13 protein-coding genes are annotated in these 14,081 nt (G+C 62.4%); 5 read left to right on the top strand and 8 right to left on the bottom strand.

Going from position 1 to position 14,081, the window contains the following annotated elements:
- Positions 1–33 precede the first annotated feature (33 nt).
- From EI983_RS10750 to uvrA, 5 genes are all read left to right on the top strand, one after another.
- Entirely contained in the window at positions 34–1,284 is a 1,251-nt protein-coding gene (locus EI983_RS10750) for an MFS transporter (protein ID WP_157707394.1), read from the top strand.
- A gap of 91 nt (positions 1,285–1,375) precedes the next feature.
- Complete coding sequence (locus EI983_RS10745) at positions 1,376–1,960, top strand: DUF924 family protein (RefSeq protein WP_157707393.1); 585 nt, start codon at positions 1,376–1,378, stop codon at positions 1,958–1,960.
- 122 nt (positions 1,961–2,082) lie between these two features.
- A complete protein-coding gene (gene lpdA / locus EI983_RS10740; protein WP_157707392.1) occupies positions 2,083–3,477 on the top strand; it encodes a dihydrolipoyl dehydrogenase in 1,395 nt (464 codons plus the stop codon).
- 115 nt (positions 3,478–3,592) lie between these two features.
- On the top strand, positions 3,593–4,159 hold the full coding sequence (locus EI983_RS10735) for a methyltransferase domain-containing protein (RefSeq protein WP_157707391.1): 567 nt from the start codon (positions 3,593–3,595) through the stop codon (positions 4,157–4,159).
- Positions 4,160–4,262: 103 nt separating this feature from the next.
- Positions 4,263–7,121 carry an excinuclease ABC subunit UvrA gene (gene uvrA / locus EI983_RS10730; protein ID WP_157707390.1) on the top strand — a complete coding sequence of 953 codons (2,859 nt, stop codon included), beginning with the start codon at positions 4,263–4,265 and terminating at the stop codon, positions 7,119–7,121.
- A gap of 2 nt (positions 7,122–7,123) precedes the next feature.
- On the opposite strand, the gene EI983_RS10725 is transcribed toward uvrA, so the two are convergent.
- The 8 genes from EI983_RS10725 to EI983_RS10690 form a co-directional block, all read right to left on the bottom strand.
- A complete protein-coding gene (locus EI983_RS10725) occupies positions 7,124–7,438 on the bottom strand; it encodes an excinuclease ABC subunit A (protein ID WP_157709062.1) in 315 nt (104 codons plus the stop codon).
- Positions 7,439–7,527: 89 nt separating this feature from the next.
- Positions 7,528–7,734: a YgaP family membrane protein gene (locus EI983_RS10720; protein ID WP_157707389.1), complete on the bottom strand. Its 207-nt coding sequence runs from the start codon at positions 7,732–7,734 to the stop codon at positions 7,528–7,530.
- Between the two features lie 88 nt (positions 7,735–7,822).
- Positions 7,823–8,476, bottom strand: a complete 654-nt coding sequence (locus EI983_RS10715; RefSeq protein WP_157707388.1) for a Crp/Fnr family transcriptional regulator — start codon at positions 8,474–8,476, stop codon at positions 7,823–7,825.
- A complete protein-coding gene (locus EI983_RS10710; protein WP_157707387.1) occupies positions 8,473–10,131 on the bottom strand; it encodes a glycosyltransferase family 4 protein in 1,659 nt (552 codons plus the stop codon). Before EI983_RS10710 ends, EI983_RS10715 begins: the two co-directional genes overlap by 4 nt.
- Positions 10,124–10,930, bottom strand: a complete 807-nt coding sequence (locus EI983_RS10705) for a class I SAM-dependent methyltransferase (RefSeq protein ID WP_157707386.1) — start codon at positions 10,928–10,930, stop codon at positions 10,124–10,126. The genes EI983_RS10710 and EI983_RS10705 overlap by 8 nt, the downstream gene beginning before the upstream one ends.
- A gap of 63 nt (positions 10,931–10,993) precedes the next feature.
- Positions 10,994–11,869, bottom strand: a complete 876-nt coding sequence (mmsB, locus tag EI983_RS10700; RefSeq protein ID WP_157707385.1) for a 3-hydroxyisobutyrate dehydrogenase — start codon at positions 11,867–11,869, stop codon at positions 10,994–10,996.
- Entirely contained in the window at positions 11,866–12,918 is a 1,053-nt protein-coding gene (locus tag EI983_RS10695) for an enoyl-CoA hydratase/isomerase family protein (RefSeq protein ID WP_157707384.1), read from the bottom strand. The genes mmsB and EI983_RS10695 overlap by 4 nt, the downstream gene beginning before the upstream one ends.
- A complete protein-coding gene (locus EI983_RS10690; protein ID WP_157707383.1) occupies positions 12,915–14,057 on the bottom strand; it encodes an acyl-CoA dehydrogenase family protein in 1,143 nt (380 codons plus the stop codon). Before EI983_RS10690 ends, EI983_RS10695 begins: the two co-directional genes overlap by 4 nt.
- Positions 14,058–14,081 lie beyond the last annotated feature (24 nt).

Raw genomic sequence — 14,081 nt, 5'->3', positions numbered from 1 at the left:
CGCGACCCCTGATCGTGACAGTGGAGAGCGAAGATGCTGCATGTGATACGAAGCGCCTGGGCCCTGCTTCTGGGCATGATGCTGTTGCAGATGGGCAATGGCATGCAGTCCACGCTGTTGGGTGTGCGCGGCGAGATCGAGGGATTTTCCACCCTGGAAATGTCGCTGGTGATGTCGGGCTATTTCGTCGGCTTTCTGTTCGGATCGCGGCGCGCGCCGGACATGATCCGCCGGGTCGGGCATGTGCGGGTCTTTGCCGCCCTCGGATCACTCATTTCGGCGGTGATGATCACCTATCCGCTGTTTACCGACCCGTTCGCCTGGGGGGCTGCGCGTATTCTGATCGGGTTCTGTTTTTCGGGCGTCTACGTGACCGCCGAAAGCTGGCTCAATGAGGCGGCCAATAACGAGAACCGGGGCAAGGCGCTGTCGCTTTACATGATCATGCAGATGGTCGGCATCGTCAGCGCGCAGGCGCTGATGCTGGTGGCCGATCCGGGCGGGTATATCCTGTTTATCATCCCGTCGATCCTGGTCAGCCTGGCCTTTGCGCCGATCCTTCTTTCGGTCGGGCCAACCCCGGCCTTTTCCACCACGAAACCCCTTAGCCTTATGGAAATCATGAAGATTTCGCCGCTGGGCTGTGTGGGTATGTTCCTTCTGGGCGGTGTGTTCGCGGCCCAGTTCGGCATGGCGCCGGTCTATGGTGCCGAGGCGGGGCTGAGCGTGGCGCAGATCTCGCTTTTCGTGTCGATGTTCTATGTGGCCGCATTGGTGATGCAGTTCCCGATCGGCTGGATTTCGGACCGGATGGACCGGCGCAAGCTGATCCTGATCATCTCGGTCGTGCTGGGGCTGGGAGGTGTGCTGGGCGGGCTGCTGGGAGGCAGCTATATCATGCTGCTCGTGGCCGCCGTCCTGATCGGCGGGACGTCGAACCCGCTCTATTCGCTGCTCATCGCCTATACGAACGACTTTCTGGAGCATGACGACATGGCCGCCGCCGCGGGCGGGATGGTCTTTATCAACGGGCTGGGGGCGGTTGCCGGGCCGGTGATCACCGGGGGCTTGATGGGCCTTGTGGGGGCCTGGGGGTTCTTCCTGATCATCGGTGTGCTGGGCTTTGCCATGGCAGCCTATGCGGCCTACCGGATGACGCAGCGCGCGGCCCCGTCGGTGGAGGATACCGAGAGCTATTCGCCCATGGGCGCGACAAGCTCTCCGCTGATCGTGGAATACGCTATCGAAGTGGCCCAGGAGCAACAGGAAACGTCTCAGGGTTAATATGTCGGATTGTAGGAATTCGTTACTGTTCCCATCTCGGATTCTGCAGTTAACATTTTGTAACGCTCATGGAATGCAGAGGAGTTTGTCCATGGTCGCGCCGGAAGAGGTATTGAGTTTTTGGTTGGACGAGGTCGGGGAAGACGGGTGGTATAATCCGACCGACGCGCTGGATCAGACGATCCGGGACAGGTTTGGTGAGGCCTGGCAGAATGCGAAGGACGGGGCGAATGCGCTCTGGCTGACCTATCCTTCGGGCACGCTGGCTTATATCATCCTGCTGGACCAGTTTCCGCGCAACATGTTCCGGGGCTCCGGCGAGGCGTTTTCGACCGACAAACATGCGCTGGCCGCTGCCAAGGTGGCCATCAACCGCAAATGGGATCTGCGCCTGGACGAGCCCGCGCGGCAGTTCTTCTATCTGCCGCTGATGCATTCGGAAAACCTGTGTGACCAGGAGCGGTGCATTCGCCTGATGTGCGAACGGATGCCGGAAGGCGGGCCCGAGCAGCTGATCCATGCCCAGGCTCATCGCGACGTGATCCGCCAGTTCGGCCGCTTCCCCTACCGCAACGAGGCGCTGGACCGCCCGTCGACCGATCTGGAGCGCGACTATGTCGCCAAGGGCGGTTATGGCCATACATTGCGCAGTCTGCAGGCCAAGGCCGCTGCATAAGGGCTTAAATCTCTTGGGATATTGCTGGTCTCCGCGCCATTTCAGCGCGGGGCGGCGGCTCTGCGTTGTGGGCTTTCGGAAAATAGTTTAATACCAAACTAAATTTCCAGATGGAGGGCCAGATGGCTGCCAATTCCTTTGACATGATCGTAATCGGTGCCGGGCCGGGGGGCTATGTGGCCGCCATTCGCGGCGCGCAACTGGGGCTGAACGTCGCCATTGTGGAGCGGGAGCATATGGGCGGTATCTGCCTCAACTGGGGCTGTATTCCGACCAAGGCGATGCTGCGCTCGGCGGAGGTGTTTCAACTGATGCACCGCGCCAAGGAGTTCGGCCTGAGCGCGGAGAAGGTGGGCTATGACCTCGACGCGGTGGTCAAACGCTCGCGCGCGGTCAGCAAACAGCTCAACTCGGGCGTCGGCCACCTGATGAAGAAGAACAAGGTGACGGTGTTCATGGGCGAGGCGACGCTGCCCGCCAAGGGCAAAGTCAGCGTGAAGACCGAGAAGGGCACCGAAGAGCTGAGCGCGAAACATATCGTGCTGGCCACGGGCGCACGGGCGCGGGAGCTGCCGGGGCTGGAGGCCGATGGCGATCTGGTCTGGACTTACAAACACGCGCTGGTGCCGTCGCGGATGCCGAAAAAGCTTCTGGTGATCGGCTCGGGCGCCATCGGGATCGAGTTTGCCAGCTTCTACAACACGCTGGGCGCCGACACGACCGTGGTCGAGGTGATGGACCGGGTTCTGCCGGTGGAAGACGCCGAGATTTCAGCTTTCGCCAAGAAGAGCTTTGTCAAGCAAGGCATGAAAATCATGGAGAAATCCATGGTCAAGCAACTGGACCGCGCCAAGGGCAAGGTGACCGCGCATATCGAGGCGGGCGGCAAGGTCGAAAAGCACGAGTTTGACACGGTGATTTCGGCCGTGGGCATTGTCGGCAATGTCGAGGGGCTGGGGCTGGAAGAGCTGGGCGTCAAGGTGGACCGCACCCATGTGGTGACCGATGCGTTCTGCCGCACAGGCGTGGACGGGCTTTATGCCATCGGGGATATCGCCGGTGCGCCCTGGCTTGCGCACAAGGCCAGCCATGAAGGCGTGATGGTGGCCGAGCTGATTGCGGGCGGTCATCCGCACCCGGTCAAGCCCGAGAGCATCGCGGGCTGCACCTATTGTCATCCGCAGGTGGCCTCTGTGGGCCTGACCGAGGCCAAGGCGAAAGAGGCGGGCTATGACGTGAAAGTCGGGCGCTTCCCCTTCATCGGCAACGGCAAGGCGATTGCCCTGGGCGAGGCCGAAGGCATGATCAAGACCGTGTTTGACGCCAAGACCGGAGAGCTTCTGGGGGCGCATATGGTGGGCGCGGAAGTGACCGAGCTGATCCAGGGCTATGTGGTGGGCCGTCAGTTGGAGACAACTGAGGAAGATCTGATGAACACGGTCTTCCCGCATCCCACGCTGAGCGAGATGATGCATGAGAGCGTGCTCGACGCCTATGACCGTGTGATCCACATCTGACGCCGGGCCAAAGAAAATTCGTACGAATTTTCTTTTGTGAGTATTTTTGGAACAATGAAAGAGGGGGCTGTGCGATGCGGCCCCCTTGGTGCATTCTGGGGTCGAGGAGGGCCCCATGCCGAGCATCAACAGGGTTGTCATGCAAAAGACGTCGCGAAGCTGGCTGGAGGACTTGCCTCTGTCGCACATGGACGCGGCGGAAATCTCGGGCAAGCATGGGCGGCGCTACAGCTTCAAGAGTTACAAGATCTTTCGATACCCGAAGCACGATATCTGTGAGGGGCCGTTTCTGACGGCGCGGGGTGAGGTGCTGCAATATGATCTCATTCTGGCCAACCAGGTGTGGGAGCATCTGGACCGGCCCTATGCGGCCACCTGTAACGTGCTGGAGATGCTGCGGCCGGGCGGGTATTTCTGGATCGCGGTGCCGTTTTTCATCCCCTATCACGCGGCACCGGTGGATTGTTCGCGCTGGTCGGCGCGGGGGCTGAAGAACCTGCTGATTGAGGCGGGCTTTGCCGAAGAGGCCATTCGCGCCGAGCAATGGGGCAACCGCGCGGCGGCGCTGAGAAATTTCGAGATGCCATGGCCGCCGGCCTTCGATCCGGATCATGACGATCTGGAGAACGACCCGGACTTCCCGATTTGTGCCTGGGCGCTGGCGCAGAAGAGTTTTGACTGACAGAAGCTGTCAGCATTGGTTCTTGTTCACTGTATGTTCGCAGATTTCCCTTGGAAGCCTGCGACGACTCGCCTAGATATAGCCCATTGTGGTGGGGTGATTTATGGCCGAGCTGAAGAATATCGAAGTGCGCGGGGCGCGCGAGCATAATCTGAAGAATATCGACGTGGATATTCCGCGCGACCAACTGGTTGTGATCACGGGGCTTTCCGGCTCGGGCAAGTCATCTTTGGCGTTTGATACGATCTATGCCGAGGGTCAGCGCCGCTATGTGGAATCGCTCAGCGCTTATGCGCGGCAGTTCCTCGATATGATGGAAAAGCCCGATGTGGATCATATCAGCGGTCTGAGCCCGGCGATTTCCATCGAGCAGAAGACGACTTCGAAAAACCCCCGGTCCACCGTCGGCACGGTGACCGAAATTTATGACTACATGCGGCTCTTGTTTGCCCGCGTCGGCACGCCTTATTCCCCCGCCACCGGCAAGCCCATCGAGGCGCAGCAGGTGCAGGATATGGTCGACCGGGTGATGGAGATGGAAGAGGGCACGCGCGCCTATCTTCTGGCCCCGATCGTGCGCGACAGGAAAGGGGAATACCGCAAGGAATTCATAGAGTTGCGCAAGTCCGGCTTTCAACGGGTGAAGGTGGACGGGCAGTTCTACGAGCTTGACGAGCCGCCCGAGCTGGACAAGAAGTTCCGCCATGACATCGACGTGGTGGTGGACCGGCTGGTGATCAAGGAGGGGCTGGAGACGCGGCTGGCCGACAGTTTCCGCACCGCGCTCGATCTGGCCGACGGGATCGCCATGCTGGAGACCGCGCCGAAAGAGGGCGGGCCGGAACGCACTGTTTTCTCGGAGAAATTCGCCTGTCCGGTGAGCGGCTTCACCATCCCCGAGATTGAACCGCGGCTGTTTTCCTTCAACGCGCCGTTCGGGGCCTGCCCGGATTGTGACGGGCTGGGGGTGGAGCTGTTTTTCGACGAACGTCTCGTCGTGCCCGATGCGCAGCTGAAGATCAGCGACGGGGCTCTGGCCCCCTGGCGCAAGGGCAAGTCGCCCTATTTTCTGCAGACGATTGAAGCGATTGCGAAACACTATGAGTTTGACGCCAATGCGCGGTGGAAGGATCTGCCCGCGCATGTGCAGCAGGTGTTCCTCTATGGCTCGGGCGACGAGGAAATCGCGTTCCGCTATGATGAGGGCGGGCGGGTCTATCAGGTGTCCCGCGTGTTCGAAGGGGTGATCCCCAATATGGAGCGCCGCTATCGCGAAACCGATAGCAACTGGATTCGTGAAGAATTCGAACGATATCAGAATAATAGAAGCTGCGGTTCATGTGGCGGCTTCCGCCTGCGCGAAGAGGCTCTGGCGGTGAAAATTGCCGGGCTGCACGTAGGCGAAGTGGTGCAGATGAGCATCCGCGAGGCGTTTGACTGGTGTCAGACCGTGCCGGACCACCTGAGCGCGCAGAAAAACGAGATTGCCCGCGCCATCCTGAAGGAAATCCGCGAGCGGCTGGGGTTTCTGAACAATGTGGGCCTCGATTATCTGACGCTCAGCCGTAATGCCGGAACGCTGAGCGGCGGGGAGAGCCAGCGGATCAGGCTGGCCAGTCAGATCGGCAGCGGCCTGACGGGTGTGCTTTACGTGCTCGACGAGCCCAGTATCGGCCTGCATCAGCGAGACAATGACCGCCTGCTGGGCACGCTGAAGAACCTGCGCGACCAGGGCAATACGGTCATCGTCGTGGAACATGACGAGGAGGCCATCCGCACCGCCGATTACGTGTTCGACATCGGCCCCGGTGCCGGCGTGCATGGCGGCGAGGTGGTGAGCCACGGCGTGCCTGCCAAGATCGCCAAGGACAAGAACTCCATCACCGGGCAGTACCTGTCGGGGGTGCGCGAGATTTCCGTGCCTGCGGTGCGCCGTGAGGGAAATGGAAAAACCTTGAGTGTTATCAAGGCGACAGGGAACAATCTTAAAGCGGTGAATGCCGATTTCCCGCTGGGCAAGTTTGTCTGTGTGTCGGGCGTGTCGGGGGGCGGCAAGTCGACCCTGACCATCGAGACGCTGTTCAAAACCGCCTCGATGCGGCTGAACGGCGCGCGCCAGACCCCGGCGCCCTGTGAGACGATCAAGGGGCTGGAGCATCTCGACAAGGTGATCGATATCGACCAGCGGCCCATCGGGCGCACGCCGCGATCCAACCCGGCCACCTATACCGGCGCCTTCACGCCGATCCGCGACTGGTTTGCCGGGCTGCCGGAGGCCAAGGCACGGGGATACAAGCCCGGGCGGTTCAGCTTCAACGTCAAGGGCGGGCGCTGCGAGGCGTGCCAGGGGGATGGCGTCATCAAGATCGAGATGCATTTCCTGCCCGATGTCTATGTCACCTGCGAGACCTGTCAGGGCGCGCGCTATAACCGTGAGACCCTGGAGATCAAGTTCAAGGGCAAGAGCATTGCCGATGTGCTGGATATGACCGTCGAGGATGCGCAGGAGTTCTTCAAGGCGGTGCCGAGCATCCGCGAGAAGATGGATGCGCTGGCCCGGGTGGGGCTTGGCTATATCAAGGTGGGCCAGCAGGCGACCACGCTCTCGGGCGGGGAGGCGCAGCGGGTGAAGCTGTCAAAGGAGCTCAGCAAACGCTCCACCGGCCGCACGCTCTATATTCTGGATGAGCCCACCACGGGGCTGCATTTCGAAGATGTGCGCAAGTTGTTGGAAGTGCTGCATGAATTGGTCGAGAGCGGCAATACCGTTGTGGTGATCGAGCATAACCTCGACGTGATCAAGACGGCCGACCATATCATCGATATCGGCCCGGAGGGGGGCGATGGCGGGGGCGAGATCGTGGCGACGGGCACCCCCGAAGAGGTGGCCCGCTCCGAGCGCAGTCATACCGGGCGCTACCTTAAGGATATGCTGGGCGCGCGAAAGGTGGCCGCCGAATAGGCTCAGTTCAGGATCTGGGACACGGCCCCGATCAGGTCCAGCACTTTGCGAGTGTCGCGGTCGACGCGATAGACGTAATCGCCAACGCGGTAATAGGTCTCGTCAGGGTCGAGCCCGTGCCGACCCGGCAAGCGGATCTGTTGATAATCGCTGTCGATGTAATCACCGGTGCCATAGATTTTCTTGGCCTGTCCCGGCGGCAGGCACCCGTTCTGCTTTTTCGCGAGCCCCGGCGGGCAGGTCTTCTGCTTGGCCAGGGCCAGGCCCGGATCGGACACCAGCAAGGCGGCGGACGCCAGAAGGATGAGTATACGCATCATATGCCCTTTCAAACTTTACGGCTCAAAGATGGGCAATTGTCCCCGGCCTGCCAAGGCGGGCCGGGGCGGATGCGCGGAATGCCGCCTCAGTCCTTTTTCAGCGGGCAGGTCGACAGCCCGAAAATGGAATAGGCCGGGCAGCTTGACATCAGTCCTGTGACCAGCGGCACGATGCCGATCAGGTAAAGCCAGCGATAGCTGGCGTCTGCATTGAGGAAGAAGCCCAGCAGCAGGGCGATGCCGACGATGATGCGCAGCGCGCGGTCGACGGATCCGACGTTTTTCTTGAACATGGTGTATCTCCGAATCGAGTGAGTGACTGATGACACCAGTATTGCGTGGGGTGGCCGGGCGGTCTGTGACTTGGTCACATTGCGCGCATTATTTGGCGTCGCGCGCCATATCCTCGAGCGACCTGGGATCGCGAAGCGAGACCTGCCCGCGGTCCAGTGTGACGATCCCGCGTCTGGCGAGCGCGTCCAGCCGACGCGAGACGACCTCTCGCGCGGAGCCGATCATCACCGCGATATCGGCATGGGTGGCACGCAGAACGCCGTTCTCGGCACGGTCCAGCAGGCAGCGGGCAAGCCGCGCTTCGACACGTTGAAAGGCGACCTGATCGAGCAGATGCATCATGCTCTGCATCCGCCTGGCAAAGGCGGAAAAGACAAAGCCCCGGAATGCGGTGGAGCGGTCCATCAAGGTGAGAAAAAGCGCGTTGGGGACAAGAACCAGCCGGCAGGCGCTGCGGGCAATGGCCTCGCCGGAATATTCCTCGCCGCCCAGCAGGCCGAGTGTGCTTTGAATACAGGACTGGCCCGGTGAGACCGAATAGAGGAGGATTTCGCGCCCGCTTTGCCCGGTCAGATAGACATCGACCTGGCCTTCGAGAAGGATCACGAAGCCCTTCACCGTTTCGCCCGGGCGAAAGAGGATGGTGCCTTCGGGCACCTCCATCGGCGATATTCCTTCGAGCAAGGTCTCGATCTCGGACGCGAAGGGCGGCAGCCCGGTGGCTTCCTGCAACCAGCTCATGACGGGGCCTCGTAGCGGGCAAGCCCGTATTTGATCAGCCAGAGGCAGGCGCGTTCAACGGTGACGGGGTTGAGGCCGAGCTGTTTGGCGAGTGTGGCGGCGCTGCTGCCTGCCGCGCCGCCTGCAACAAGCGCGTCATGGACCATTTGCAGCGTCTCCTCCTTCTCGAATACCTGCCCGAGCTTGCCGTAGCGGCGGGCGGCGTAGATCTCGCGCAGGGTGACAGAGCTGTCTTGCGGGTGGATGCGGCCCCGGCCCGGGGTCAGTTGCGCGGTGGGGTAGGCAGAAAAGAGATCCATCGGCGCGGGGGCCATGGGGACGGCCCGGGGGGTCTTGTCGTCGTCCGCGGCCTCGCGCATGGCGTTCTGCTCGGCCCAGAGATCCTGCATTTGCGGGATGATGGCGGCCCAGTCATAGAGCGTGCGCGCCCGGCGTTTTCCGGCCTCGCCCATGCTGCGGCGTTTGTCGGGGTTGCTGGCCAGCGCGACAAAGGCCCGGGTGAGCGCGGGCAGGTCGATCGCCGTAAGGGCGGAGACATTCGAGGAATACTGCGCATAGGATTGTTGCTGGCAGTGATAGCGCCAGGCCTCGGGGAGGGTGTGGCGCGCCGGGGCGGACAGGGTCGGCACGCGAATGCCGACATCCTCGCTCACCGTGTCGCGCATGCCGTCCCAGTCGGAGGTGACCACCGGCAGACCGGCCGCCATCGCCTCGATCGGGGCAAGGCCAAAGGTTTCTTGAATGTTATCAATGGGAAAGGTGAAGATATCCGCACCAGAAAGGGTTTCGCGCCGGGCCGTGGCATCGGCCCCGTCGAGATGGGTGTAGCTGACATCGGGCATGAGCGCGCGGGCGCAGGCCTCGAACGTGTTTTTTGAATGCGTATCGGCATAGATCCCGCAGGCGAGCATGTGCAGCCTGCGCCCGGGCAGCTCCTGCCGGGCGGCCTGCAGGGCCAGAAAGAGCGGCCCGGGGTCGAATTTGCCATAGGGCAGCAGGCGCGACAGGGTGGCGATGACGATGTCATCGGGGCCCCAGCCCATACGGCTGCGCAAGGCGTCTCGGGCCGCCGGATCATGGGCATAGGCGTTGCAATCGATCCCGAGCGGGATAACGGGCATGAGCGGGCGCGGGGGCAGGGCGCCGAAACGGGCCCTGAGCTGTGCATCGGCCAGATCCAGATTGCGCAGGGTCGCCGCGTGAACACTGCGGGATGTGCAGATCACCGCGTCCCAAGGGGCTTGCGGTGCGGCGCGAAGGTCGAACATGCCCTGCATCACCGCCCGCGTGGCGGTGGTATGGGTGATCCCGCTGATCGCATAGGTCTGCTTGCCGAAGCGCTGTCGCAACCAGCACTGCTCGGCATAATTGGGCGACGGATAATAGAGCGTGTGCACCGGCGCCATGCGCAGCGGCGCGCTGACATAGGCGGCCCGGTGGGGCAGATCGCGGCCCGAGGCCGCAAGCCGTTCGGCAAACCGGGCCTGGCCCTTGCGGCCTTGGGTGAGCGATACGAACTCGGCCACATCCGCATGCCGAAAGAACCCGGCGAGGAAAGATGCGCCTGCGACGCGCCGACCGTTTAAACCTTTATTTACAGGGTCATAGCCGTCATCTGCATACCAGATTGCCGCGTTGCGCCCAGGATCAGTCATGTCGCGTCATCCAGAGCCAGGGTGTTGGCCCGCCGCGCCATTCCCAGAGCGCGAGAGCGCGGTCGAGGTCGCTCCATTCTTCCATCCAGGCGGGCAGGGCGGCGCTGCTCATTTCCCGGTCGATCCGCGTGATCCGGTGGGTGGGGGTAAAGCGCGCCTCGATCTCTGCGGTGACGCCCGGCGAAAGGCGCTCATGGCATTCCACAAGGACATCCGCCGCCCGCAAGCCCGGTGCCTTTTCCGGATCGAGCAGCGCCCGTTCGGCGCCTTCGATATCGCAGATGATCACCGTGTCCTGTTCGGTGCACAGAGCGAGGTCGTCATATGTGATCTCGCCGCCGATCCGCACCCGCTCCGCGACCCCGTTGAGCGCGGCCAGCTCTGCGCAGAGCGCCTGCGCCGCCGGGTTCTGGTCTCTGGCGTGGATCAGGCTGTCGGGCATCCGCCGGGCAAGCCCCACGGCGTAATAGCCCTCTGCCGAGCCGATATCGACAACGACCGGGTAGGCCTGGGCAATGATCTCTTCGATGACCGGGGCGAGCGACGCTTCATAGCAGCCCAGCAGCCTGGGCGCCCGGGCGCCCTCACTGGCGCGGCTGGCATAGGTCATGCCCTGAAACGGACCTGATTGCACGCGCGCCCCATCCTTGGAAACAATTGTGTTTTCAATAAGTTGAGTGCGCCATTTGGCCAGTATGCGCAGGGCTGCGTTCAGCTCCTGCGCGGTCGGGTTGCCGTTGAGCAAATCGGTGATCTGCCCAACGAAATGCGGGGGCGTGTTGTTTTGCGTCTGGGCCATGGCCTGCTCGGTCGTTTTGGGCAGGATAGCGGGCTTGCCGCACCGGGCAAAGCGCAAAAGGTGTCAGCTTTTGTGGCCGCGCCCTTCGAAGCGGGGGAGCATGGCGGAAAAATCCATACCCTGACCGTCCTCGTCTTCGACGAACTGCGCGTAAAGCGCCGTCGCGGCGGCCCCGATGGGTGTATCCGCATCGGCGGCCTCGGCGGCCTGTTGTGCCAGGCGCAGATCCTTGAGCATGAGCTCGGCCGCGAAACCCGGTTTGTAGCCGTTATCGGCGGGCGATTGCGGCCCGACGCCGGGGGCGGGGCAATAGGCGTTCATCGACCAGCTATAGCCGGAGGAGGTGGAGACCACGTCGAACATGGCTTGCCGGTCGAGCCCGAGCTTGTCGGCCAGAGCGAAAGCTTCGCAGGTGACGATCATGGTCGCGCCAAGGATCATGTTGTTGCAGATCTTGGCGGCCTGTCCATTGCCGGAAGGCCCGCAGTGAACGGATTTTTGCCCCATGATGTCAAAGAGTTCCGAGGCGACGTTAAAGCCCGCCTCATCGCCGCCCACCATAAAGGTCAGCGTACCGGCCGTGGCCCCGCCGACACCGCCCGACACCGGCGCGTCAAGCGCGGAGAGGCCGGCGGCGTTGGCCTGGGCCGCGACGGCGCGCGCGCTTTCCACATCGACGGTGGAGCAGTCGAGCAGCACCGCACCGGGCTGCATGACCGGGATCACCTGATCAGCGACGGCGCGCAGGATGGCGCCGTTGGGCAGCATGGTGATGACCACATCGCGGTCGCGCGCGGCGTCCTCGGCAGAGGCGGCGACGGTCACGCCGTCGATGGTGACGCCCGCCGTGTCGAACCCGGTGACCTCATGGCCTGCCTTGGCCAGGTTGGCGGCCATCGGCCCGCCCATGTTGCCCAATCCGATAAATCCGATTTTCATGTGTTTTGTCCTTCTGTTTCAAAGGTTAAGCTGTCTTTTCCCAGTGGCATCAGCATTTTGGTGGCGGCCAGCGACGGCGGGGCGTCAAGGCTGTGCTGCCAGTTGGGGCTGCGGTCTTTGTCGATGACCGCGGCGCGGATCCCTTCGAGGAAATCGCCATGTTCCATCGCGCGGAAGGTGAAGCGGTATTCCAGCTCCAGCGCGCGCCGGATATCGGCGGCGGGACCGCGCAAACGGTGGATCATCTCAACGGCGCAGGCCATTGAAAGCGGCGAGTTGCGGCCGAGTTTCTTGAGCGCGTCGGCGGCGAAATCGCCCGGATCGGCAGAGAGGGCGTTGCGAATGTCGAGCAGGGTCTCGCCTGCGAAAAGAGCGTCGATCTGCGGGGCGAGGGCGCTCATCTCGCCTTGCGGCGGAGCCTCGCTGGCTGCGGAAATGGCCGAGGGGTCGCCGGTTTCCTCCAGCGTCGCAATGACTTCTGGCCACTTGAGCTGTGGGATGTAAGTATCTGCAAATCCGCAGAATATTGCGTCTTGCGGCCCCATGCGCGCGGTGGTGGTGGCCAGATATTCCCCAAGCCGACCCGGCGCACGCGCCAAAAGCAGCGAGCCGCCCACATCCGGCACAAGGCCAATGCCGCATTCGGGCATGGCAATCTGCGAGCTTTCGCAGACGATGCGGTGCGAGCCGTGGCAGGAAATACCCACACCGCCGCCCATCGTGAAGCCCTGCATGAAGGCGATATAGGGTTTGGGATATTCGGCGATCTTGGCGTTCAGCCGGTATTCATCGCGCCAGAAGCGCTGACCATAGGCAAAATCCCCGGCGCGGCCGGTGTCATAAAGCTGTTGAATGTCGCCGCCGGCACAGAACGCCTTGTCGCCCTCGGCGTCGATGATCACGAGCTTCACGGCATCGTCCGTCGCCCATGCGTCCAGAGCGCCCTCGATCGCCATGGCCATGTCATAGCTCATCGCGTTCAGCGCCTTGGGGCGGGTCAGGGTGATGCGGCCGGCCTGGCCGGTGATGCGGATCGAAATATCGCTCATGACTCAGACAACAATTGACGCGCCACGATCAGGCGCATGATCTCGTTCGTGCCTTCCAGGATCTCGTGCACGCGAAGATCGCGCACCAGTTTCTCGATCCCGTAATCCGCGAGGTAGCCATAGCCGCCATGCAGTTGCAGGCACTGGTTGACGACCTTCGATCCGGTCTCGGTGACGAAGCGTTTGGCCATGGCGCAGAACTTGGTGGCGTCCGGCGCCTGCGTGTCGAGTTTCCAGGCCGCCTGGCGCAAGAAGGTACGCGCCGCCTGCAGCTCGATCTCCATATCGGCGAGGCGGAATTGCAGCGCCTGGAACTGATCGATGGAGCGCCCGAACGCCTTGCGCTCGGCCATATAAGCGCGGGTCTGATCGAGGCCCGCCTGGGCCGCCCCGAGCGAACAGGCGGAAATGTTCAGCCGCCCGCCATCCAGGCCAGACATCGCATATGTGAAACCTTTCCCCTCTTCACCGATCAGATTATCGGCGGAAATGTTGCAATTGTCGAAGTTGACTTGCCGGGTCGGTTGGCTGCGCCAGCCCATCTTGTCCTCGAGCCCGCCAAAGCTGAGCCCTTCGGTGCCGTCCTCGACATAGACGGTCGAGATGCCTTTCGGCCCATCCTCGCCGGTGCGCACCATGACCAGATAGGCATCGGAATAGCCGCCACCGGAAATGAAGGCCTTGGAGCCGTTCAGGCTATAGCCTTCATTGGTCCGCTCGGCGCGGGTTTTCAGGGCGGCGGCGTCCGAGCCGGAGCCGGGCTCGGTCAGGCAATAGGAGAGGAAGGTTTGCATCGACAGCACATCGGGCAGCAGGCGCGCCTTCATGTCGTCACTGGCATACATGTCGAGCATCTTGGCGCACATGTTGTGGATCGACAGGAACGCGGCTACGGAGGGGCAGGCCATCGAGAGCGCCTCGAAGACAAGTGTGGCGTCCAGCCGGGAAAGGCCGGAGCCGCCTGACTCTTCGGACACGTAGAGCCCGCCAAAGCCCAGTTCGGCGATCTCGGGCCAGAGCTCTTTCGGGATGGTGCCGTCCTTCTCCCATTGACGGGCAAAGGGGGCGATCTTCTCCTGCCCGAAGGCATGCGCCATGTCGAATATGGCGGTTTGTTCCTCACTCAGCGCGAAATCCATGGGGCCCTCTCAGATCGTGCGAAT

This window comes from Roseovarius faecimaris (assembly GCF_009762325.1).
In the GTDB taxonomy this organism is placed as follows: domain Bacteria; phylum Pseudomonadota; class Alphaproteobacteria; order Rhodobacterales; family Rhodobacteraceae; genus Roseovarius; species Roseovarius faecimaris.
This window is presented reverse-complemented; position numbering and strand designations above follow the sequence as displayed.